A 25,804-nucleotide genomic window follows, 5' to 3' on the forward strand; every position below is an offset into this window, starting at 1 on the left:
AAAGAAGATCAAAATAGGAAATATTTGTTTAAAATGTACGCATTTAGTAAAATTATTTTCTATTCCGGTATTAAATCATGCAAAGATATGTCTAAAATACGAGATATTTTAAAAAGTTGCTCTAAACTAAAATGTTTCTCATATTTGTAGAGCTCGGCTTTTGCAATGTGTCCAACAGAATTATGACCTATGGCTAGAGCCAACTGCATTTGAGAAATCTTTTTTTCTTTTCTTGCATTTTTGACATTTTTCCCAATATCTCGATAGAAATTTTCTAGTTCTGCTGGAGTCAAATCATTCAAAATATGCATAATGTCCTATAGGTAAAGTATGTATAAGTTTATAGTTGTTAGAATTGTTTTGAAATGTTCTATAGAACATTAAATGGATATTTTTAGTAGACTTGTAGTAAAAAAATAAATAGGAATCTAAAATGGCACTTTCAGAAGAAGATAAATTGTGGATTGAGAAAATAAGAAAAGATACCGAAAGAGAAGAGCGAGAGTTAAAAAGAAGAGGCATTATTCCTTATACAGAAGATGAGCTTGAAGAGATTAATGCTAAAAAAGCAGAAATGCGTGAACAAGCTAGGTTTGCGGCAGAAGCTCTAAAGAAGGTCAGAGTTTCTAAGATTGGCTTTGAAAGTTCCCATTATGTGGACCTCACAGATGGAATAGACATAAATCTTGCAATGGATCTGACAAGTACAACATACATAAATCCAGCAACAGGATTTCCAATGATAAGTGGTATTGGCGGCCTTGATAGTGGAGGTAACACTTATGGTTTTTGAAATGATTCGTGAAAACGGGTGCACCAGAGAACTTGATACACAGCTCTTTATTTTAAAGTAAAAGGTTGAAAAAATGATTCGTAAATTAGTATTAATAATTCCAGCATTAGTTTTTGCTTTTGGAAACAAGCAGCAATATGAAATTGATCAAAAAGCACAACAGATAGGTTTCTCAAAAATATTTGATAAATATAAAAATGGAATTCTTGAACCAAGTTCACTTGAATTTAATTCAATGGTATATGATGATAGTAATAATATAATAATTGCCGGTGCAAAATCGGGTAAACCCATTGTACGAAAAGTTGATGTGCATGGTAATGAATTATGGAGAAAACAATATGGAGATGATTATGGTGGGGTACAATATATTGAAAAAGCCTCTGAAAACACCTATATTTTAATAAGAAACACAGAGGATAAAAAAAATAAAAATTCTTTTTTAACTCAAGTTCTACTTATTGATACATATGGCAATCTTAAGGGCGAATCTTTATTTCCTCTTCTTTTGGATGAAAATTCTAAAATTAAACAAACAAATGACAAAGGATTTATCTTAGTTAGTGGCACCAATATAATTAAAATGGATGCCAATGGTTTTAAAGTTTGGCACCAAACATATGAAAATTTAGATCTTAATGATTTTATAGAGTTAGTTAATGATGAATATCTTTTTGTTGGCAAAAAAAATATAGATGAGAAAAAAATTGATAAAAGTGCACATATAATGAGAACCGACAGCAAAGGCAATATTTTATGGAATAAAGATTATACAAACATAAATGAATTTCAAAATATTATAGCAAAACCAAATGAGCTTATTCTAATGGGAAATATGCCATTGCAAGTAACAATAACTAAAATAGATCAAAAAGGGAATATTATATGGAATTATATACATACAGCTAGTGAAAACACTTTTGGCCGTGATTTTATAGAAAATAAGTCCGGTAATTTTGTAGTTGCTGGAAAAATTTATATGTCGAGTGTCAAATCTGAGTATTTAATGATATTTGAATTAACTAACAATGGCGAACTCTTATGGAATCATAGTTACGGGCTTAGTTATGGAAGTGATACTGCCAACTCAATTTTAGAAGCTCCAGATGGATATATTATGTCTGGCGTTATTACACCTATTGAACACAAACGGAACGAATCTGGTTTTTTTCCTAGCAGAGAACGTGGTTGGATATTTAAAGTAAATAGGCAAGGTGTTTACAGTGATTAATGGAAAAATATTAAATCACTAATATTAAACTACCAATAAAACATTGAAATAACAACTTTTAAAATGTCGTAGGCGGAATCTATTTTGGCCGTTTTGTGTATAAGCAAGCCTTTGTTTTAGGCTTTTTTCATTGTAAATTATGCTGATTTTGGCTCCGCCTTTGACATAGTGAATCTAAGAGAATATACAGATCATACCTATGTATCACTTGATTTTACATCTAACTCATTTGAATTAAGACATAGAACCTCGGAAGTATTAAATTAATTGCTTAATATAGGATGTTATTTTAAGCGAAAAGATATTAACATAAGCACTTACCATTTTTGGGCAAAGGTCTATTTTGAATATTTTCTACAGTTTTAATATTAACTCTCTTTTAACATATAAGACTAGTATATTGAGAATTAAAAAGGATACATGTGGAGTTTGAAATAACAATTGCCGTATTGGTTTTATCAGTTGTCGTCATAAGCTCTGTTGTCTGGATGCGAAAAAGCATTCAAAGCTCACCTGATGCAACTCTACAAAACGAATTGAATGAAAAGCGTGATTTAGCCGCACGAGTCCCTCTTTTAACTGAAACCATAGAAAATCTACGAGTTGAAAACAAAGATCTATTGCTATCAATAGATACCCATAAAACTTATTTATCCCAAAAAGATGTCACCATTGCCGAAAATGAAAAAGATCTCATTGAGTTTTCAAAAAAAGTTACATCTACAGAAAATCGAGTTGTTAAACTCGAAAATGAAAAAAATGAATTAAATATATCTGTCGAAACGCTAAAAAGTCAGCTGCAACAAGCCAAAAACGACCTTGATAAAAAAGAACATGAATTACAACAATTAAATCTTGGTTTCCAAAAAGATATTGAACGCTTGAACAACAAAAATAGCGATTTACAAAATGAGATTAATGTACATAAAGATGAGTTAAGAATAGCTCAAAAGAAAATAGATAATTTACTTGAAGAAAATACTGCTTTGCAAAGTGAAAAATCAGTATTACAAGCTAATTCAAACGCCCTAAATGAAAGTAAAAATGAGTTGCTTCAAGCAATCAAACTCTTGAAAGATGATCTTACTTCTGCACAAGTAAAAATAGAATCCTTACAGGAAAGCAATGGCGAACTTAAGGCAGAAAAATCTAAATTCCAGGCAGAACTTTCTGCACAACAAGAAAACAACGAAAAACTCAAAAAAGATTTTGAAGAACAGAGTAAAAAGCTTGAGCTAAAACTCAACGAAATCATGCAACAAAACCTTGATAGCAAACTAAAAAAATTCGATGAGACTTCGATGAAATCACTTGATGGCTTGCTAAAACCTTTTAAAGAGAATCTTGATACATTCAAGAAAAAGGTCGAAGACTCTCAAGAAAACAGTACCAAAAAGTTTGCCGAGCTTTCCAAAGAGATAGAGCAAGTTACCAAAGCAGGGATGAATATTAGTAAGGAAGCCGAAAGCCTCACAAAAGCACTCAAAGGCAAAAAACAGATGCAAGGTAGCTGGGGGGAGATGATACTTGAAAGCGTACTTGAATATTCCGGTTTACGTAAGGGTGCGCACTATGAGACACAAGAAAGTTATAAAGATGAAGAAGGAAATACTAAACGCCCTGACGTGATCATAAAACTACCGCAAGAGCGGACGATCATCATCGACTCGAAAGTCTCACTAAATGATTATAGCAACTATATACATGCAGAAACTGATGAAGAACGTCTATTGGCAACCAATGGTATCGTGACATCATTTAAAAACCATATAGACACACTTGATAGCAAAGATTATGCTCATTACAAAGTTGGGACGTTGCAATACGTCTTTATGTTTGTTCCGATTGAAGGTGCCTTTGCTATGGCAATACAACAAGATCCAAAATTGTATGAGTATGCACTCAAAAAACATATTGCCATAGTCAACCCTTCTACATTGACCGTTTCACTAAGAACTATATACCTTTATTGGCAAAGTGAGCAGTCAAATACTTTGGCATCAAAACTCTTTGACGAGGCGGGAAAACTATATGACAAGATGGTTGGATTCTCTGATAGTTTTGGAAAAATTGGAAAACAGTTGCAGAGTGCAACAAGTACATATGAGCATGCTCATAAGCAATTAACAGAAGGGCCTGGTAATTTAATGGGGCGTGTTGAAAACCTGAAACGGCTTGGTGCACGAACTTCAAAAACATTGAAAGATTCAAAAATGGAATTTCAAGATTTTGATGAAGCAGAGATGGAGATTGAATTGCTACCAGAGCCTGTGATCGAAACGCTTTCATCAGATGATGATTAATTTCTTTTGCTATTTGGACTCAATGATAAGGAACGTGGCATCCAGAGCACACTATCAGCAAATCATCTGATGTTTTAGAAACTACTCAACATATAGAAGAGGAAAAACAATTTGGAAGAAATATTAGAAAAAATATATAGACAGGCACAAGATTATTTCAGTAATTCACCAGTCATCGTTTTAGGTAGCGGAGCTTCAGCAGCCCATGGATTACCTGGGATGTGGCAACTTTCTGAATACTTAAAAAACAATATTATCCCGAATCCAGAACATCTAAAATCATGGAATGAATTTATTGAATTACTAAATAATGGTGTGGACTTAGAAAGTGCTTTACATCAAGTGACTCTACATCCAGATATCACTAAAGATATCATCATAAAAACATGGGAGCTTATAAATCCCAAAGATATAGAAGTATTTAATTCAATTGTAGCTTCAAATGCTATGTTACCACTTTCTACCATCATAAAAAAATTATTTAACAGTACTGCTAGCGATCTTAATATCATCACAACAAATTATGATAGGTTGGCAGAATATGCATGTGATATTGAAGGTTACTACCATTATAGTGGCTTTACCAGTGGATTACTAAGAACTAAAGCAAATAAAGATTATTTGAAAACAAAACGAAAAGTAAATATTTGGAAAGTTCATGGATCACTTGATTGGTTTAGAAAAGAAAATAATGATTTGATTGGATTATCAAATCTTGAAAGTTATCCAGCATCATTGCTTCCAGAAATTGTTACTCCTGGAATTGAAAAGTACAGTAAAACACATTTAGAGCCTTATCGTACGATTATTCATGAAGCTGATAACGCTTTAGAAACAAGCAATAGCTATCTATGTATTGGCTATGGATTTAATGATAAGCATATCCAAGAAAAATTGGTCAATAAATGTGTTCATGGCAATGCTAAATTATTAATTCTTACTCGCAATCTTACAGAAGCAACACAGGAGTTCATCACTACAAAAGGTTGTAAAAATTATTTAGCTTTTGAAATTGATAATGAAGTAGACACTAAAATATATTCTTCACTTCTTGCAGAACCCATTGTTATCCCAAATATGAACTTTTGGTCACTTAGTGGCTTTTTACAATTAATTTAATAAAGGAAATCCATGCCAATTTTCAACTATCAAGACCATGAAACGTTAGGTAAAGTAATTTCTGTTGACACTGGAGTTGTCATTATTGAAGTGTCCGATTTAGAAAAATTAAAACGTTTACAAGTTAATAGACTCGTTGTACTGCAAAGTTCCAAAGCAGAACAGTATTTGATTGGTTTAATTCAAAAACTGATGAGAAAAAAAATATTTGATGAAGAACTAGAAGAGGAAGAATTCAAAGAAGAAAATCTCTGTAAAATAACTTTAATTGGTACATTTAAAAACAGAGAAGGCACTCAAGAAAATGTTTTTAGAAGAACGTTGGAAACGGTACCAGAAATTGATGCAAACTGCTTTGCTCTGGAGGACGATAAATTAACAAGCTTTATGCGTGTAATTTCCCAATCCAGTGGGGAAGGAAATGCATTATCTATAGGAAACTATACTTTAGATGAAAATGCTAGAGCATATATCAATGGCAATAAACTATTTCAACGTCATGCCTTTATAGGTGGCAGTACAGGGTCAGGAAAATCGTGGACTACTGCAAAAATAATCGAACAAATGGCTCAACTTGAGAATGTTAATTCCATTATTTTTGACTTGCACGGTGAGTATAAGCCTCTACAAAGTATTGATAATATTGAATATTTTAAAATTGCCGGACCTTCAGATATTGAACAAGAAAAAGGGATTGAAGACAATGTACTATATATTCCTTACTGGCTATTATCATATGAAGCTCTAGTATCAATGTTTGTTGATCGAAGTGACCAAAATGCCCCTAACCAATCTATGATTATTGCCCGTGAGATTAGAAATGCCAAGGAAGCATATTTAACAAGTAAAAGCGAAACTGAAATTTTAAAAAATTTTACCATTGATAGTCCAATCCCTTTTGATTTGGGTGGATTACTGACAACGTTAAATGTAATTAACTCAGAAATGGTTCCTGGTGCAGCTCCTAGGAAAGAGAAAATGGGTGACTTTAACGGCAAGCTCAGCCGAATGATATCTAGACTAGAAAATAAAATTTCAGACAGAAGATTAGGTTTCTTATTCCAAGGTGGTGCTGATGTTATGGAATTTGAATGGTTGAATAAATTGGTAAAAACAACCATAGGCGTAAAATTGGAAAATGAAAAAGCAGGTATTAAAATTATTGACTTTTCCGAAGTTCCGTCTGATATATTGCCATTAATCGTAAGTCTTATAGCTCGTTTATCTTTTTCAGTACAACAATGGACCGAATCATCTAAACGACACCCTATTGCGTTACTTTGTGATGAAGCGCACTTATATATACCCGATAAAAATAATAGTAATTCTAGTGATGAAATATCACTCAAAATTTTTGAACGCATTGCAAAAGAGGGACGAAAATATGGAGTTAGTTTAGTTGTAATTAGTCAGCGACCATCAGAAGTTAATAGAACGGTATTGAGTCAATGCAGTAATTTTATTGCAATGCGATTAACGAATACTGATGATCAAATGGTCATTAAAAAATTACTACCAGACAATTTAGGTGGATTTGGAGACATACTTCCTATTCTTGATACAGGTGAAGCTCTTGTCGTAGGTGATGCAAGTTTATTGCCAAGTAGAATCAGAGTTGATAAACCGACAATAACGCCTGATAGTGGAACTATTGAATTTTGGGATGAATGGCAAATTGCTACAGATCCAACTAGATTGGATTCTGCAATAGAAAATTGGCGAAAACAAAGCATACAAGTTATATCAGTATGACAAGGGAATAAGTATGAGAAATAAATCACGGATAAAATTTTTGAGGTTAGCATGGAAATTGATATAAGTAAAATTTCTAATCTGGATAACAAAGTGAGCAATGAACCAATTATAATTGAAGCTAAGTTTTCACCAAAGTTTAATCTCGCTTTTTTGCAAAACTCAGTACTCGTATTACTTGAATTAAATGTGGTCAATAATAGTGATCAACCTTTGAGTAATTTAACCTTGACCTTAACATCAACACCTACATTCATTAAAGCAAAAGTATGGAATATTGAAACCATCGTAGCACAACAGAGATTTGACATTCACGATCGCAACATACAACTAGACAATGCTATGTTGCTGGATTTAAATGAGTCTGAAAGCGTACATATTTCTCTATCACTCACATCGAATGAAAATGTTATCGCAACTTTTGAACAGACGCTTGAGTTATTACCACGCAACCAATGGAGTGGTATCAGTCATATGCCTGAAATGATCGTTGCCTATGTACAGCCTAATGATACAAAGGTTGAACATTTACTGAAAAAAGCAGCTTCAATTTTACGTGAACATAACAAGGAAGCATCTTTAAATGGATATATCGGAGGTTCTACCAAAGCGTGGGAAATATCTTCTGCAATTTGGACTGCAATCGGTTCTTTAGGACTTGATTACGCCTTGCCACCAGCGAGCTTTGAGCAAACAGGTCAAAAGATTCGTACTCCCGGTCAAATCTGGGAAACAGGTCTTGTTACATGTTTGGACAGTACATTGTTCATTTGTGCGGCATTAGAACAATGCGGACTAAATCCTATCATCATATTCACGAAAGGGCATTCATTTGCGGGGGTTTGGTTAAAAGATGAAGAGTCCTCTACTGTCATTATCGATGACATAACTGCCATTAGAAAGCGCATAAAACTAAAAGAGCTTGTAGTATTTGAAACAACCTTTTTAACTAAACGACCTTGTCCCTCATTTACTAAAGCTATCGAGCAAGGAGAAAAACAACTTGCAGAAGGTGAAGATGATATGTTTGAGATGATCATTGACATCAAACGGGCGAGAATGCAACGTATCAAACCACTCTCTAGTTTAGACAGCAAAGCCAATGCCACACCTTTAGTCCAGGAAGCAGAAAGTTTAGACCCGATTTTTGATGAAGCCCCGGACTTACCTGATGATGAAATACTGCATAACGAAGAAATTTCATCTAAACCTACCGATCGACTTGATATGTGGCAACGTAAGCTTTTGGATCTTTCTCTGCGCAATAATCTTTTAAATTTTCGCACGAATAAGCGAATGATTAAACTCGATGCCCCAAATCCAGGACAACTGGAAGACCGTTTGGCGGATGGAAACACTATACGGATAAAACCGCGACCGGATTTAATGAATGGTTCCGACCTTCGTGATAAAACAATTCACGAATCAAGAGAATTGGAAGATATCCATAAAGTGCACGCTTTAGATGCACTACAAAGAAATGAAGTCTTTGTTTCAGTTAATACAGAAGAGTTGGAATCACGCCTCACGGAACTCTACCGAACTGCTCGGGCAACACTTTCTGAGGGTGGTTCAAACACGTTATTTTTAGCAGTCGGATTTCTCTCATGGACACGAAGTGACAAAGATGACAAACGTTATCGGGCTCCGCTCATACTGATTCCGGTAATCCTAAATCGTAAAAGTATGCGTGAAGGGTTTAGTCTAGTTCTACATGATGACGAAGCTCGTTTCAATCCTACTCTAGTGCAGATGTTGCGACAAGATTTTGAGCTTGAACTTCCCATTGATCAGCGAGAATTACCTAAAGATGACCATGGATTAGATATCTCCGGTATTTGGCGGCAGGTATCTAATGCCATTAAGGATATAAAAGGATGGGAGGTTTCAGAAGAAGTTGTTCTCTCTACCTTCTCATTTGCCAAGTACCTTATGTGGAAAGATTTGATTGATCATACAGAACAATTAAAACAAAATCCGGTTGTTCGCCATTTGATTGAAACACCTAGAGACCCGTACCCTAGTAACGTTACTTTTACTGATCCAAAAAAACTCGATGATGATTATGCTCCAGACAAAACGTTTTGCCCATTACCGGTGGATTCTTCCCAACTCTCTGCTGTAATGGCTTCAGCCAAAGGTAAAGACTTTGTTTTGATCGGTCCTCCGGGTACCGGAAAAAGTCAGACTATTGCTAATATCATTGCTCAATGCTTAGCAGAGAAAAAAACAGTCTTATTTGTATCGGAAAAAATTACCGCGCTTGATGTCGTTTATCGTCGTTTGCGTGACGTGGGTCTTGGTGATTTTTGTCTGGAACTTCATTCCAACAAAGCCCGAAAACTAGATGTATTACAACAACTTAATCGTGCATGGGACGCAAAAGGGAATAGTGATACTGAAGAATGGAAAAGAGAGGCTCAAAAGTTAAAAATTTTGCGAGATGAACTCAATCAATTTGTGAAACATCTCCATAAAACATACCCCAATAATTTGACTCCTCATCAAGCCATCGGACAAATTCTAATCGGAGAACATTTTCCAAAACTTGGATTACAATGGTCATCTCCTGATACCCATGACATAGAAACAATAGAACGGTTACGAGCCTTAGCAGAAAGACTAGATGTTAACGCTCGTGAAGTAGGCAATATCAAAGATAACAATTTAAATATCATTGCGCATGATGAATGGTCTCCTAGTTGGCAAGAGAAAATAATTGAAACCAGTGCTCTTATGATCACAAAGATCAATCAATTGGAATTAGCTTCAGATACCTATTTTAAAGCGCTTGGATTTTCTAGTTCAAGTTTCGAGCTACGAGTCCGCAACGGTTTATCGTTATTTGCACAAGCATTGCCTCAAGCTGCCGGATACGATAGACGATTTGTTCTACGTCCGGATATCGGTCGTTTGATGGATGATTTGGATAGAGGTATACAATACGTCAAACAACATCAGAATATTTTTAAGCAATTGTCCGTTCCTTATCACGGGGATATTACCAAGATTGTTGTAGAAGAATTAAACGAGCAGTGGAATAACGCTGAACAGACATTTTGGCCTATAAGCTGGTTTAAAAAGCGAAGCGTTCATAACAAACTTGGAGTATACATCCAAGGTAAGAATAAGCCGAACGTACCGACTGATTTACTAAAAATAAAAGAACTGCAAGTTCTAGAATCAAATATCAATAACTTGAGTGATTTGACTCATAAAACATCCGCATTGTGGACAGGGCTCAATACTCGATTGAATGAAGCTGAAAGTGTACAAGCATTCCATAAAACGCTTTCAGAGGCTATTGTATCATTAGCAAATGATGCCGAAAACCTAGTAATCATCAAAGGAGCCCTAGAAAAACTTTTTGGTGATGGCAATACCCTTCTTGAAACAAACGGTTCCGTTGCAACAGCGGGCAATAACTACCATAAGGCATTAAATGAATTTAACGATACTTTTGAATATTTCATATCCACAGCAGGAATTAGTTCAACCGAATTACTGGAAAAAGTAGAAGACAATCTTTCAAAGCTCTCTGAAATGTGCTCTGAAATTCCAGCAATGAAGCCTAAATTACATACATGGTGCGGATGGCGTAAAGCGCATAAAGAAGCAGTTAATGCAGGTTTAAACCCACTCGTTTTAGGGATCGAACAAGGCAAAGTTAATTTGGGAGAAGTGCGCAATACGTTTGAAACCGATTATTGTCGCTGGTGGCTGAATTCCATCGTAGACAATGATGATATTTTACGTACATTTATAGTGGCCGAGCATGAGAAACGGATTGCTGACTTCAAAATCTTAGATGAGCGATTTACTAAGCTGACAAGTGAGTATATTTATGCAATATTATGTGCTGATTTACCAGAGCAAGAAGGGGTAAAAAAATCTTCTGAATGGGGTATTCTCAAACGCGAAATGCAAAAGAAACGGGCACATAAACCTCTCAGAGAACTCATTAGTTTGATGCCGACAACAATTACAAAATTGACACCTTGTTTACTCATGAGCCCGCTTTCCATTGCACAATACCTATCAACTGATATTGCACTGTTTGATGTAGTAGTTTTCGATGAAGCTTCACAAATCCCTGTATGGGATGCCATCGGAGCAATAGCTAGAGGAAAACAAGTAATCATGGTCGGTGATCCAAAGCAACTGCCGCCAACTTCGTTTTTCAACCGTGCATCAACTGCTGGTGAAGATGATATAGACGAAGATATCGAAGTTGACTTGGAAAGCATTTTAGATGAATGTTTGGGCGCTAATCTTCCTACACTAAATCTCTCTTGGCATTACCGAAGTCGCCACGAAAGTTTAATCGCATTTTCAAATCATCGCTATTATGCGGGTGGACTTGTCACTTTCCCATCTCCAGTTACCGATGACAGAGCCGTAAGCTTTCAGCATATAAAAGATGGCGTTTATGAAAAAGGTGGAACCCGTACGAACAGACCTGAAGCGCTTGCACTGGTTGATGAATTGGTCTCAAAACTAAAAGAGAGAAAATTTCAAGATTCAAAACTGACTATCGGTGTTGTAACTTTCAATTCGGAACAACAACGTTTGATTGAAGATTTGCTGGATGAAGCTCGCCGCAATAACCCAGATATAGAAACTTATTTTGCAGAAGATGCATTGGAACCGGTGTTTGTTAAGAATTTGGAAAGTGTACAGGGTGACGAACGCGATATTATGTATTTTTCTATCGGCTATGGTCCTGATTTAACTGGAAAAATTTCAATGAATTTCGGACCGATGAATAAAAGCGGCGGTGAACGTCGTCTCAATGTAGCTATTACACGGGCCAGATATGAGTTAAGGGTTTTCTCTAGTTTAAAAGCAGAACAAATCGATCTCTCAAGAACACAATCTGGCGGAGTACGTGATCTCAAACATTTTCTAGAATTCGCTGAACGCGGATCAAGAGCTATCATGGGAAATAACTCAGATTCCATCAATAACCATGATAGTAAATTTGAAGAGGCTATCGCTAATGCTCTGAAAGAGAAAGGCTGGGAAGTACATCCTAAGATAGGAGTATCTTCCTTCAGAATTGATCTTGGGATAGTCGATCCTGATTCACCAGGGCACTATATAGCTGGAATTGAATGCGATGGAGCTACTTATAATCGTGCAACGACTGCACGAGATCGTGATAAATTGCGTGAAAATATACTCAAAGGGCTTGGTTGGAATATATTCCGTATTTGGTCAACGGATTGGTGGCAAGATAGATCAGGATCGCTAGAAAAACTCCATATGCAATTAGAATCAATACTAAATCAGAAACGTGAAGAAGTTATAATATAATGGCCTGAGAGACGAAGAGTTTAAGTTTGTATTTATCCTCAATTGAAGCACATAAAACAGGATAGTTTTATTAAAGTTACTGTCAATATTTTGAGTTCGCTTGACAGCAACAAAACTTGTAAGCACTCTAACGAAAATGGGCTATATAGAAAGTGAACATAGTAAAGCACCTCTTCGTCTCAAAGTAAATTCGTTCTTTGCTTCGCAGATAATTCCAGAGCTTATTCCTGAAAAAGTAGATTGATAGTTTTGCTAAAAACGCTCAAAAATGGACTTTTGGTCTGGAGTTTGTCATAGTCTCTATTCTAACGGTGTAAATTTTTATTAATAGCTGCTTTACTGATATATCACTCTGATTACTTAAAAGCCTATTTTTTGAGTAGCTTATTAAAAAACTCCTTGAATAGCTTTTTTATTTGCATCGCCTTGTAGTTTTGCATATCTTACTGTTTGAGATATGTCTGCGTGATTTAATAGCTCTTGAATTTGTAGTATGGGGACATTTGCCATTGCTAGCTGAGAGGCACACGTATGTCTTAATGAATGTATAACAATTCTGTTTTTTCTGTCTTTTACATCAAGTCCTTGATTGAATAAATCATCCAAAAGCGGCTTTAATCTTGTTTGTAGCTGCCTCGCTCCAATTTTTTTGCCATTGTTATTAAATGAAATCAGATAATCAGTAAATTTGATTGCTTTTGATTTTTGATAAAGTAGTTCTCGAGTTGTATCAGTTATATATCCGCTATACACTTCACCACCATTTTTTAAATCTACTAATCTAATGATGTCATTTTGTAAATCTATGTCACACTTTTTGATATTTAAAACACTTTCCATTCTTGCACCCGTTGTCAATGCAAGTTTTGTGAAAAGTTCTAAAACACCTCCGTTGGCATTTTTCTCATCATATTGTTTTGCTGCATCAAACAGCTCTTCAATTTCTAGCTTATTTAAAAATCTTTCTCTTGTATTTCTTACTTTGAATTTTTGCACTTTAAGGGTTGGGTTTACTGCCTCGTACATTTCTTCTTTAAAGCCATATATGAATATGGTCCCAAAGAGTTCTATAACCATATTGGCTGTTTGAGGACTTAGATTTTGTTCTTTAATTATGGAGTCTTGAATACTTATTAAATCATTTTTTGTAATACCGGTCACACCTCTGTGCCCTAAAACAGGAGCAATGTGCTTCTTGTATTTGCTTATTCTGTCAAATGTGCTTCTTGAGCTGTCTTTGGTCGTAAAATATTTATCTGCTACTTCATTAAGAGTTAGGACTTTTTTTCTATGATTTTTGACTATTTTTGGCGGCTGTTCACCCTTGTTTTGAGCATTGAGTATTTCTATGCGCTTATTTTTACAATAAACTTCAGTAGTTCCATCTGTTTCGTCGCCAATCTTTACTCGTTTGAGTCTGTTTTCTTCATCTTTATATCTGACATAATATGATTTGGTGCCATCTGCTTTTATGTAATATTGGACGCCTTCATATTTTTTAGAATTTATAAATTTTGCCATTATCAAACCTCATATATTGCACTCTTTAAAAATTGATATAATTTTTGTGTTATATGATATAACCTTTATATCAATTTTTTTCTGCATTGAGTAACCCACCTGCTTCTTGAACTAACTCTAGTTCTTGAATAATTCCACTTTTCTTAAGTTGTATGATTTTATTTTCAAACATGCTTGTTAAACGTTTTGAGAATGTAGCACTACTTTTAGAATCTCTAGTCTGTTGCATTGGTAAAGGGTGTATTTTTTCAAATTCTTGCACTTTTTTGATGTATTGGGGCATTTTTTGAAGAAATATCTTAGTTATTTTGCGTGCCTCTTTTTTAAAAGCTATAGGTGCAATACCTATAGCAGAGCCAAGAGTGTAAAAATCATTTATATTCCAGTTTTTTGGTTTTTTATAGGGGCTTTTCATACCTAAGCCTATATCGTAAGCATCACCGTTATAAATTCCTATAGAGATGAGATCATATAGAGGTGAAAGAATATACTTGTTATTTCCGATATTAAGTGCAGCTATATTTTTGAGGTGTAAATCCGCATGTTTAATTAGGTAGCTGTAATAATAAAAACGGAGTGCTTCTAGCTTTTGCTCTTTGTTCATCAATGTTTTATTAATTGCTTCAAATAGAGTTTGACTATCACTTTTATATTTATTTTTACTCAGTATATTTAACACCTGCGCAAAATCTTTTTGGGGATACTTCAACCCCTTATAGCGGTCATATCTTTTTGTTATATAGTGGTAGTCAATATCCTTTGCTTTTATAATAGCTGTGTATGGTACATTGAAACCAAGCTCGTTCTTTGCAAAGCTCATAAATAAATGCTCATTAAACGCAATATATGGAAAATGTCTCTTTTTCCCATCATCATCTACATGAAAATAGTTGTGTTTCTTTTTATTGCGTGGCTTTAACAGATATTCTGCACTATCAGACTCTTTTATCTGTTTGTTTTTAAAATCAATTTCTACATCTATTTTTGTTTGAAAGCCACTTAAATCGGAATGTTCCGTATTTGACTCGGCATCAAGGATATCATCATCAATTAGCAGTTCAAAGTCTAGTAAATTTGGAAAATTATTATCTTGTAGTATTTCATTTTTTACACTTACCCAACTTGCTCTTTTTCCGTAGTTAGATACATACTTATGTACTTCACTCATTGGTATAAAATCCAAAGCACCATGAGAGTTGCTTAACTCTTCTAAAACTAGTCCTAAATCCTCTTTGCCTTGTAAAAGCTTTTCCCTTCGTTCGTACTCTGGAATAAGGTTTTCAAAAAATGCAAACAACTCTGAACTTTTGTTGGTAGAACTTTTTTTTAAACCTTCAAACTCTTCACCTTTATAGTTGTTCTCATATACAAAAGTATATTCTCCATTTCCAAAAGAGAGTTTTCCGGATTTTTCGCCACTGTTAAAGACTATATATTGGTGTGGTGCTTCATCCTTATTGTAGATTCGTTTATAGCGTCTGTCCTTTGTCGTGCCTAATGCTTCAATAAGTCCATACTCTGCTAATTTTTTTAGAGCTCTTTGAACAGTTCTAGGATTCATCTGAGTTATTGCAATAAGCACAGAAGCAACTATTTCTTGCTCTTTCGTAACAATATTTAGAATAATCTCTTCAGTTTGATTAAGTTTCATTTTTACAAACTTTCCTTTTACGACATATTATGACAAAAACATCACAATTAATACTTTTTTAATATTATATCAAATTTACGACATTTTACGACAAAATTTTATATTTTAAGTATTTATTTATAAAAAAATCAACTCATATAAAATGTATCTGCAGAAAAACTTCTAGATACATTTTTAGTTTTTTGCATTAGACTCATTGGAGATAATATTTATAAATTTTAATAGAAAAATTATAACATAGTTTAGGTGACTAAAAGGGTGACTAATTAGTCACCATTATTGAAAAAACTTGATTTTACATGACTTAACTTGATATAATAAAAACCTTTAAAAGACCGTGTATATGGCGATATTTGAGTACAGTTGAGATTACTTTAAGAAACTTGAAAAAACACTATTTTTCAAGTCCTCTCATCCGCACCATCAAATAAATAAATCTCTCAAAACTCCCTTGTTAACGAACTTTCAAAGACTTTAAGAAAACTATATTTATAAAAAATATACCCTACATATACCTCTAAAAAGCAAAACATTGTAATTCCCTCCTCTCTCTCATTCATTCAGAAATGAAATAATTTCGTTTTTAAACCTCTTTACTATCATCTTGTATTGAAGAATATTTTATATCATAGAATATTCCAAGCCTATGAGAGAAGTTGTTTGTGGTAGAAATTTTATACAAAAACATACTATTTAAGTTTCTATTTTAGAATAAAAATCGTGGAGTCAAGCGAGTGAAGTATAATCAAAGGAAAATCTTTTGATTTTTGTTTACTCTATGGGAAATATTTAATAATCAAAACAAAGCACTTTTTATATTCACATGTAAGGCGTTTCGACCCTACATGTAAATATAAAAAAAGTAACTCTTATACAAAGAAGTTCCAATCCTCTTTAGCCTGATAAATACCCTGCATTTCAATAGATTCTATAAAACCTTCTGCTGCTTGCTCAAACGTCATACCTGTATTTATTGCATTAACCCAATAGGCTTTTCCGCCTTCATCTGAAGAACGACCTAAAAGTGCCTCATAAAACTGTTCTACTTTTGCCGAAGCATCCAATGTTTCCCAGTTAACTCCACTGCTTGATTTGTACTCCGCAGATTCAATAAACCCTAATGCTATATTTCCTAAGCTAATTGTATCTTTTGCCCAGTATTGGAAACCATCTATCTCTGCTTGGCGACCTAATATTTGCGTATATAGAGTAGCAATTTTATTTAACATTATGCTATTTTCGATAGTATAATTACCATCTGCAAACTTAATTGTTTCTGTGTTAATGATAGTGTCTATTTCATTTGGATTTGATGCAAGAGCTACATAAGTTTTACCTTCATCTCTTGTGATAATATACTCAGCTATATTGCCGCTATATGTCGCGACATCCGTGCCGCTTCCTCCATGAAGCATATCATTACCTTCTCCACCAAAAATAGTGTCATTTCCTGCTTCACCAAATATGCGGTCGTCTCCTCCAGCAGAACCAACTGTATCATCTCCATCGCCTGCATAAAGCTCATCATCATCTTCTCCAAGCATAATGTTTTGGTGACCTGCTCCTGTAAAGAGGATGTTTTTACCTTCACCGCCTCTAATGGTCAAATCTTCTCCAATAATAACGGCAAACTCTACATTTTGAAGCTGAAGGGTTGAGTTAAATGGTAAAGTATGTGCATCTATAACCAACGCTTCTACTGGTGCAATATCCCCTGCTGTTGTTACAATTGTATTTGCAGTTCCTGTAATAGTAATAGGCGTAACAGATGCTGCTATATCTGTTGATGTTAACGTAACTTTATTTACTACCAATGTTTCAATATTGCTTAATGCACCTAAGAATGTTGTTCCACCTGAGAGCATCTTACTTTTTCCGTTATCTGTATTAGGTGTCGTATTATCAATATAAAATATTAAATCCGCCAATGCAGTTTGTTTAGTTTGAACTTCGGCAGGTGCACGTGAACCTTCCGTGCTTAAACCAATTCCAACAGGAATACTAGCCGTAGTTGCCCACTCTGTACGACTACTCTCTCCCCAAAAAAGTGGAACATCTGCAGTAGTTGCCCCTCCTGTTGAGTCTGTTCGTGTTGTACTTACCGGTAGAATTGTGAATTTTTCAGCAGAGACTGTCGCTGTAGTCTTATTTCCACTTGCATCAGTTGTTGTTCTTGTCTGCGTCGTAGTTGTTGTTTGTACTGTTGTTCCATCTACTGTTGAAACGATAGGAGCTGTTGGTGCTGGAGTCACTGGTGAAGTCGGAGCAACTGGTGTTGAGCTTCCGCCGCCGTTTGATGGTGGTGGAGGAGTTGCACCGCCGCCGTTATCTTCATTGTTATCGTTATCACCGTTATCTTCATCACCATTACTGCCACCGCCATTATCTGATGATTCGGGTACAGGTCCAAATTCCATGTAAACCATCTCTCCATTCGAATCATGCCCTACTAAGAAAGGTTTATTGTTTGAATCAAACTGAAGGTCAACCTTAGTGTTCGCTAAGGCTGACGACGAGTTTGTCGGATCGAGTTCATTCCAAGCGGATGTGTCGCTGTTGTATTTCACAACCACAACGCCTTGCCAGTCGGATGAAATCATATAAGGTGTTCCGGTGTTGTCAAATTCTAAGTCCAAAGATGCAGCATTGCCTAATTCAATTGTGCTGCCTAGTATTTCCCAGCTACCTTCTTCTGTCGTTGTATATACAAAAGCGCCCTCCCAGCTATTTTTTAGAAAAACAACATAAGGAGTTTCACCATTAAACTTTAGATCAATTTGTTTTGCCTGACCATTCCAACCCCCAAAATTAAAGACCTCAGTAGGTAAATCCCAAGCACCGACTCCATCATTTGCATCACTGTCGTATTTCACAATATTTAATGTGTAATTATTGGAGTCAGCCCATGCTATAGAAGGTGTTCCGTTGGCTGAGAGTGCCATTTTAAAACTGCTATATGGAGACCCGCCATTACTTAAAGAGATTACCCCCAAGTCTGCCCAAGTAGGTGTTACATCCCCTAAATTGAGTGTTTTTACTGTAAGACTTGTATTTGTATTTCGGTACGCCACATAAACTTGATTTCCGAAAATTTCTATTTGTGGAGATACTGAAGAATTATTAACTATTTGTTCACCAATCATCTCCCAACCTGTATTATCTGTATCTAGTCGCATAAGGGTTATAAAGTTTTTTTAGAAGCCACTTTCATAGGAAACAACATACGGTTTACCATCTGGTCCTATTTCAAGGTCGGATGTGCTTTGATTAGCCGTAATGAATCCCTCATTGCCAACGGTAACCCAATTTCCTGTATTATCGAGAGTCTTAACTGTTAACACATTATTCCAATCAGCATCCTGTGTATCAAACAATACAAACGGTGTGGTACCCGAAAATTCTAAATCGCTGCTACCCCAACTTGTACCAAATGTCTCACCGACCGGTGTCCAGATGCCATCAGGTTTTGCCATGGTGCTGAAGTTCCAAGTAGTGGCATCAGTGATGCCTGCAAATTCGTTTCCAGCTTCATCAATAAAAGCACCAGCATCAATCTTTACATAATAATCTGTAGCGTAATCAAGCATAAAGTTACCCAAATCTATATAGACATTCGAACCATCTACTTCAAATAACTCGCCATCACCTGTCGCAAATGTTTTAACTAATACATTTCCATCTGTTTTATAGAGTGTGATTGTTTTGTCGTTAACCAACGTGACATCTTCTGTAAACCCAAAGGAAAGATAGCCATTGTCGCCATTTACGGAAACATCAGTAGCACCGTCCGAAGGATTACCTTCCTCACCATCAAATTCTGGTGCAACAGTATCCGCCCCCCGGAGCGACGGTAAAGGTAGCCGGAGTTGTGGTTTCGTTGCCCTCAGCATCTACTGCAGTGATGCTGAAAGTGCGCTGATGACTCTCTAAGCCACCTTGTATTACCTTCCCATTGTTATATCTATAGTGTAACAAGGAGAGTAGTTCATTGAAAGCCGCCACCGACTCGGCATTACCGTTTTGTCCAGTGAATGTTATTACGCAATTATTGTCAATAACACTGCTTTGCAAATCAAATGTGATGTTACCATCAGGAGTAGTATAACTACCGACGTAATTAAGATTCAGATCAATCTGAATATCCCAATCCCCACCACCATCTGTCAGGTATTCGGTATAACTTTCGCGAGTCAGTTGCGCTGTCGGAATGCTTATTTTCAAACTTTGCAACTCGGTTGAATCGGCATCAGAAATAGGTGAAGCACCATTGGTGAATGGCACAAGGTTGTAGTCATAGGATTCGCCCGTGAAATTATTTGTGCCTTCTCCACCATTACCCGTGAAAAGGTCAATGACTGGTGCGGCTTGTGATTCTGGTACATCATTTACCGTAATCGTAAAAGTATGCTCAGTTGCATTACTGTCTGCATCTGTTGCTATAAGAGTTATAAGGTATTCGCCTGAGGCACTTGAATCCGGTGTTCCTGATAAGGCATAGTTTAGTGTATCGATTTTAAAAATTTCACCACCAATAGAGAAATCTTCACTAATGAGTAAATCACCTGCGACAATAAGACCATCATTATTGATAATCATCGACCATGTATTGGCTGTTGCACTAATCTCTGCTACTTCAGTAAAATCGCTAGCATATTTGTAAATCCCAGAACTTTCAAGCATTAAAAAATGTGAAACATAAAAGTTGCCATCAGCATCGATCTTGATATCGGTCGGTTTACCATGGAGCGCAGCACCTTCACCGGTATCTGACATGACGATTTAAAAATTCGTCCCGTCGAATTTGTAAACCTCGCCAACTCCGCCTTCTTGCGCTCCGAGCAAAGTGCCATAAAGATTTCCTGCGGCGTCGAAGGCAATTCCGTAAGGTTGAGATTTGTTCTGGAGGCCCAAATCGAGATAAACCATCGGTTCGGCTGTTAGATTTGCCAAATCAATTTTCAGGATTTTGCTGTTGGCATAATCCACGGCATACAAAAAGCTACCATGTGCTGCTAAGCCAAGTGCTCCAGCACTGTATATTCCTGGAGAATCCAGAGAAAGAAGCACTTCTGGCGTTACCGCACCATCGGTGTCACTCAAGTCATAGCGAACAATTTCTCCGGCTATCCCACTCCCAAGCGATAAATTCCCGGCATACAAATAATCTCCTACAATCACCATACTGCCAATTTGTCCAGAAACTGATGTAGTAAATAGTGCCTTATCACCATTAGGCGATATTTTCCAGATAAAGGACTCTGTTGCAACTTCCATCATAAACGACAAAAATGAATTTGCAGTTGCGTAAATATCGCCTGTCACTTCATTATATGCCATACCTCTCGGATCAGAAAAATCAGGAACAAGAGTTGTTAAGGATTCTCCTTTTCCTAAACTCAGCCAGCTTGGTAGGGCAGTGCCGCCTTTGACGCTCCATGTTACGGTATTATCATCAGTAGCTGCTAAAGCATAGTTGTAGCGTGACCCTTCATCTACCGTAGTTATGGGTGTACTTGTAATAACTGGGGCTGTAGTATCGGGCGACGGGTCTAACACTCCTTTGAACTCACTAACCACCAAAGGCGATACTATTGAATTAACATGTGCATTATCCAACTCCCAACTCCCGCCAAGTTCGCTTGAACCCACTTTGTGGGTAGAAGCGGCGATTTTTAGTCCTGTTATGTCTCGTAACATTTCTACAAATGCAGAACCTCTCTCGCCAAATGCGACTTCACAGCCATAGATGAGGATTTCACCTTCACTGCTCATAGCTTGAGTGATAGCCAAAAGCTCTTTGCCATAAAGCGGTAGAGTCTCTAAAAAAACACCGTTATCACCCAGTAGTAGCTCGCCGGAGCGACCATGTGTGATAAGATGTAAAGCTGCGATATCATTACGATTTTTGAGTTGTGCTGCGATTTGAATCAGAAGATTTTCTTCACTATTGAGAAGTTGTATTTCTGCATCATGTGGAAGATTTGCACAAAGAGTGTCTATCTCTTCCAAGTGAGCATCTATAAATATAAGAGATGTAGCGTTTAAAAGTGTGTGTTGCATGAGATTTCCTTCTGGATAAAATTACTATTGCAAAACTTTAACATTCTAATATCGCATCGATATCGCAACGAAAAATTTCTTTTTGCGATGTGTTTGCGATGTTTGATAGTTATACTTCTATTTAAAATTAAGAGTAATGGATGAATAGATGTTAGAAACCCTCAAAGATAAAAGTATCTTGTTTTTAGAAGACAATCTTGAATTTGCACAAAATACAATTGTTCTGCTCAATATTTTTATAAAAACTATTTATCATGTAGTTACAATAAGCCAAGCCAAAGCTATTTTAAAATCACGACATGTAGATATTATCATCTGCGATATTAAGCTTAAAAATGAGAATGGTCTTGATTTTATAAAAGAGATTCGTTCATCCGATTTGTTAACTCCTATCATGATTATTAGCGGGCATAAAGATGAGTCGTTTTTGTTTCGTGCGATTCCGCTGTATCTCTCAGCCTATCTTTTAAAACCCATAAAATACGAGGAACTAATCGAAGCGTTGCAGATATGTAGTGAAAAAATCATAATAAATTCCAAAGAAAAAATCAATCTCAAAGATGGCTGGTGTTTTGACACAAAGCTCTGTATTTTGAAAAAAGATGAAGAGGAGTATGCTCTAAATAAAAAAGAGGCTCAATTTATGAAACTCATAGCTTACAATAGTGAGCGGCTCATCACAAAAGAGATGCTACATGAGAGCGTTTGGGAGTTTGAAGATATGAGCGATTCTGCAGTGACAAACTTTATGCTTCGCATAAGAAGACGCTTTGGCAAAAATTTTATCTACACAATTCCAGACTTAGGATTTCGTTTTAATATTCATTAGCAAAATCGTTGCACAGATTCCATTTTCAAAGTTTTGCAGATGAAAAGTTTTCTCATACTTTGAAACTATGTCATGGCACATGTTGATTCCTAGTCCATGATGTTTTTGCTCCATGTTCATACCTCCTCCATTATCACAAAAAGTAATTTTTTCATTTGTTACGTTGATGGTTATTTTTGAAGTAGCAATTTTTCTCTCTATAAAGATTGCGATTGAGTTGTTGATGAGATTTAGCCATACCTGCATCCACTCGTTTTCTATGCCGTAAAGTAGGATGCCTTCATCTCCATTTATCTCCATAGTTACACTGTTGTCTATAAGTTTTGTCTCGATTATGGAGAGTGAAGCTTCTATAGATTTTAGAGCAGAGAAGTTGATTTTTGTTGTGCTTTTTTTGTAAAACATCAAAAAGTTTTGCATAGTTACAGACATAAAATCAATCGTTTTTTCTATCTCATCACTCTGCTTTAGCATAGTTTCATTATCTATCGGGATGCCATTTTTCAGCTTTGCAATAGTTATGAGATTTATAGAACTTAGTTTTGAGAGCGGTTCTCGCCACTGATGCGAGATTCCAGCTATTAGGTTGCCAATCTCAGCTTGTTTACTCTTTTGAAATAACTGCTCCTTAATCTCAATATTTTTCGTAACCTCTTGTTTTACTTTTTTTCTCAAAAGAGTGTTCCATAGAGAGATAAGAGCTAAAACCATAAGGAGAAAGATTGTTCCATAAAATGCTGCCTTGAGTACTTTTTCATCAGATTCTTTTTGGAGTACTATAGCTGTGTGTTTGTTAACGATTTGTTCTTTTTCTTCGTCTGTTATACTGTGTATTCCCTTGTTGAGAATAGAGATTAATATAGGTTCGCTCTTAAGCACACCTATAGAAAATATATTTTCGTAGTTGTTTGGTTGACCTGCTATTTTGAGATTAAAAAGACCCTCTTTTCTAATGGCATTTGCAGAGACAATCAAAGAACGGATAGTCATATCTGCTTTTTTTTGTGAAACCATCGACATAGACTCTTCTTCAGTTTTTGCTGAAATTATCTTTAGGGATGGAAAATCTTTTCTAAGACGCTCCTCTAACATAGTTCCCTGAGGCAAAGCAACTGTTTCGTTATGAACTTCACTTAAATTTACAACATAAGGGTGATCCTCTCGCGTAATAATAACATTGGGGTCGGATAAAAGCGTGTCACTAAAAATAAGCCACTGTTCTCTTTGTGGTGTTTGATTGAGAAAGCTCAAAATATCACACTTATTTGTTTTAGATAATTCTAAAGACTCTTCCCATGTCGCAGTCTTAATCAGTTTTATAGCAACTCCTGTTCGCTCAGAAACAAGACGAATCAAATCAGCTGCAATTCCCTGATGAACCCCTTTTTCATCTATGCTCTCAAACGGTTCCCACTCAGGATCAACACACATGGTAATCTCTTTTTTCTCACTTAGATACTGCTTTTGAGCAATAGAGAGTGAAACCTGTTTTGGCACACGATAGAGTGCATCATTGATGATTGTATTATTAATTTTTATCTCTTCTTGAGAGCGGATATATTCTATGGATTTTTGCATGATGCTTTGCAAAAGAGGGTAGTCTGAGCGAATAAGAGCATAAATTTTAAAATCATAGTCATCAATTTGTGTTGTGAGCAGATTTGAGTTATTGTATCTCAAGATACCATAATCAACCACTGCCAAATTATCTATGACAGCATCAATTTTACGATGAGATAAAAGGCTGAGTGCTTTATCGACTGACTCTGTTTCATAAATTTTGGCGTTTTTAAAGTGTTGGTATATAAACTCCATAGCCGTTCCCCCTGATGCCATGGCGATTTTTTTTGATTCAAGAGAGTTGAGTGTGGTGTATGGATTATCACGCAAAGAAGCAATACCTAGTGAAACTTGCATAAAAGGTCCCGCAAAGAGTGCATATTCGCCCCTTGCATCTGTTTTTCCTGTTCCATCAATCATATCAATCTTTTTCTCTTTTAGCGCATCGAGAACGAGTTGAAAGTTCTCTGCGTTGCCTATTTGCACAAAAGAGAATTTCAATCCAGATACTTTTTGTATCTCATCATAATACTCTTTAAAAACACCACTATTGTTTCCACCACTTATGCTAGAAAATGGTTCCCACTGCACATCACTCAAGAGTATTTCTGGGTGTTTTAAAATAAACTCTCGCTCTTGCTCTGAAAATGAAATCTGTGGTTTTTTTACTTGATACACAAAACTTTTAAAATCTATCTTTTTTTCGATTAAGCCCATGCTGCTGTAGTAGTCATAAATCTTCTCTATTTTTGTCATATCTAGCTGACCCAACTCTGCACCGTTGGCGTAGGCGAGTTTTTTTAGAACAGCAGCTTCATAAAGAAGGGCTTCTTTGGATTTGTTTTGAGAATTGTATTTTTCTAAAATGAGTGCAACTGTTTCTTCAATATTCTCAAAAGCATATCGCCACCCTTTTAATGATGCCTGTGTAAAAGCTTCTACACGCTGTGGGTTGTTGTTCATCTCCTCTTGGCTTGTAAAGAGTATGTCGCTATAAACATCTAGACCATAATCTTTGGGATCAAAAATAGTATATTTAACCCCTTTTTGTTCCAGTAAAAAAGGCTCATTTGAGAGATAAGCAGCCATCAAATCTGTTTTATGGTTTATCAAATCATTGATGTCAAATGAGTTTTTTTGCACAACTATATTGCCAGTTGGAACATTTTTTTTATTTATCATGGCTCTTAGTCCAAGGTCTGAGACAACATCATCGCTAAGCATAATTCGTTTGCCAACAAAGTCTTTTACAGTGCTGATATTTGAATCTTTTGTTGTTACAAAGACGGATGCGGAGGATTGGAGGATGGATGCTAAGAGCACAACACTTTTACCGTTGCTCTTCTCAATAATAAGATTTGATCTTCCAACTCCGTAAGTAGCACTGCCTGAGAGGATGCTCTTTATTGGGAGTATCGAGTTCTCAAATTTTAGTAAACTAACATCTAGTCCAGCATCTTCATAGAAGCCTTTTTCTTTTGCAACATAATACCCAGCAAACTGAAACTGATCAAACCATTGAAGCTGAAGTGAGACTTTTTGAAGTTGCTCAGAATAAAGAGAGGAGAGAGTTGCTAGAGTAATAAAGAGTAATCTGAAAATAAATTGCATATTGCCTGTTTACTTAGGAGATGATTTTTTTAAAAATATTATTATAGATTTGATGCTG

General features: G+C 35.8%; 16 protein-coding genes. 8 read left to right on the top strand and 8 right to left on the bottom strand.

Translation table 11 applies throughout. The features are described from left to right. Positions 1-59: 59 nt before the first annotated feature. Positions 60-311: a helix-turn-helix domain-containing protein gene (locus tag SUDEN_RS01225; protein WP_011371870.1), complete on the bottom strand. Its 252-nt coding sequence runs from the start codon at positions 309-311 to the stop codon at positions 60-62. A gap of 122 nt (positions 312-433) precedes the next feature. On the opposite strand from SUDEN_RS01225, the gene SUDEN_RS01230 reads away from it, so the two are divergent. From SUDEN_RS01230 to SUDEN_RS11300, 7 genes are all read left to right on the top strand, one after another. Continuing rightward, entirely contained in the window at positions 434-793 is a 360-nt protein-coding gene (locus SUDEN_RS01230) for a hypothetical protein (RefSeq protein ID WP_011371871.1), read from the top strand. Positions 794-866: 73 nt separating this feature from the next. Further along, positions 867-2,024, top strand: a complete 1,158-nt coding sequence (locus tag SUDEN_RS01235) for a hypothetical protein (protein ID WP_011371872.1) — start codon at positions 867-869, stop codon at positions 2,022-2,024. Between the two features lie 422 nt (positions 2,025-2,446). Then, positions 2,447-4,327: a DNA recombination protein RmuC gene (gene rmuC, locus SUDEN_RS11180; RefSeq protein WP_011371873.1), complete on the top strand. Its 1,881-nt coding sequence runs from the start codon at positions 2,447-2,449 to the stop codon at positions 4,325-4,327. A 111-nt stretch (positions 4,328-4,438) separates the two neighbouring features. Continuing rightward, the gene (locus SUDEN_RS01245) at positions 4,439-5,446 is read left to right on the top strand and encodes an SIR2 family protein (RefSeq protein ID WP_011371874.1); all 1,008 of its coding nucleotides are present in this window, start codon (positions 4,439-4,441) and stop codon (positions 5,444-5,446) included. Between the two features lie 12 nt (positions 5,447-5,458). Next, positions 5,459-7,198, top strand: coding sequence for an ATP-binding protein (locus SUDEN_RS01250; RefSeq protein ID WP_011371875.1), 1,740 nt, complete (start codon positions 5,459-5,461; stop codon positions 7,196-7,198). 51 nt (positions 7,199-7,249) lie between these two features. Next, positions 7,250-12,514, top strand: coding sequence for a DUF4011 domain-containing protein (locus SUDEN_RS01255; protein ID WP_011371876.1), 5,265 nt, complete (start codon positions 7,250-7,252; stop codon positions 12,512-12,514). 100 nt (positions 12,515-12,614) lie between these two features. Continuing rightward, positions 12,615-12,758, top strand: coding sequence for a hypothetical protein (locus SUDEN_RS11300; RefSeq protein WP_158301035.1), 144 nt, complete (start codon positions 12,615-12,617; stop codon positions 12,756-12,758). A gap of 143 nt (positions 12,759-12,901) precedes the next feature. On the opposite strand, the gene SUDEN_RS01260 is transcribed toward SUDEN_RS11300, so the two are convergent. The 6 genes from SUDEN_RS01260 to SUDEN_RS01285 form a co-directional block, all read right to left on the bottom strand. Beyond that, positions 12,902-14,035, bottom strand: a complete 1,134-nt coding sequence (locus tag SUDEN_RS01260; RefSeq protein WP_011371877.1) for a tyrosine-type recombinase/integrase — start codon at positions 14,033-14,035, stop codon at positions 12,902-12,904. A gap of 70 nt (positions 14,036-14,105) precedes the next feature. Beyond that, positions 14,106-15,686, bottom strand: a complete 1,581-nt coding sequence (locus tag SUDEN_RS01265; RefSeq protein ID WP_011371878.1) for a HipA domain-containing protein — start codon at positions 15,684-15,686, stop codon at positions 14,106-14,108. A gap of 869 nt (positions 15,687-16,555) precedes the next feature. Next, positions 16,556-18,829, bottom strand: coding sequence for a DUF4214 domain-containing protein (locus SUDEN_RS01270; protein ID WP_158301036.1), 2,274 nt, complete (start codon positions 18,827-18,829; stop codon positions 16,556-16,558). Positions 18,830-18,880: 51 nt separating this feature from the next. Next, complete coding sequence (locus SUDEN_RS01275) at positions 18,881-19,576, bottom strand: Ig-like domain-containing protein (RefSeq protein WP_083756747.1); 696 nt, start codon at positions 19,574-19,576, stop codon at positions 18,881-18,883. Further along, positions 19,497-20,459, bottom strand: a complete 963-nt coding sequence (locus SUDEN_RS01280; protein ID WP_011371881.1) for a putative Ig domain-containing protein — start codon at positions 20,457-20,459, stop codon at positions 19,497-19,499. The genes SUDEN_RS01275 and SUDEN_RS01280 overlap by 80 nt, the downstream gene beginning before the upstream one ends. A gap of 6 nt (positions 20,460-20,465) precedes the next feature. Continuing rightward, on the bottom strand, positions 20,466-21,746 hold the full coding sequence (locus SUDEN_RS01285; RefSeq protein WP_011371882.1) for a DUF4347 domain-containing protein: 1,281 nt from the start codon (positions 21,744-21,746) through the stop codon (positions 20,466-20,468). A gap of 148 nt (positions 21,747-21,894) precedes the next feature. On the opposite strand from SUDEN_RS01285, the gene SUDEN_RS01290 reads away from it, so the two are divergent. Continuing rightward, positions 21,895-22,575, top strand: a complete 681-nt coding sequence (locus SUDEN_RS01290) for a response regulator transcription factor (protein WP_011371883.1) — start codon at positions 21,895-21,897, stop codon at positions 22,573-22,575. Here SUDEN_RS01290 and SUDEN_RS10965 read toward each other — a convergent pair. Continuing rightward, positions 22,549-25,746: an ABC transporter substrate-binding protein gene (locus SUDEN_RS10965; RefSeq protein WP_011371884.1), complete on the bottom strand. Its 3,198-nt coding sequence runs from the start codon at positions 25,744-25,746 to the stop codon at positions 22,549-22,551. The two genes, SUDEN_RS01290 and SUDEN_RS10965, sit on opposite strands and share 27 nt — an antisense overlap. Between the last annotated feature and the right edge of the window lie 58 nt (positions 25,747-25,804).

Source organism: Sulfurimonas denitrificans DSM 1251 (genome assembly GCF_000012965.1).
Classification (GTDB): Bacteria; Campylobacterota; Campylobacteria; order Campylobacterales; family Sulfurimonadaceae; genus Sulfurimonas; species Sulfurimonas denitrificans.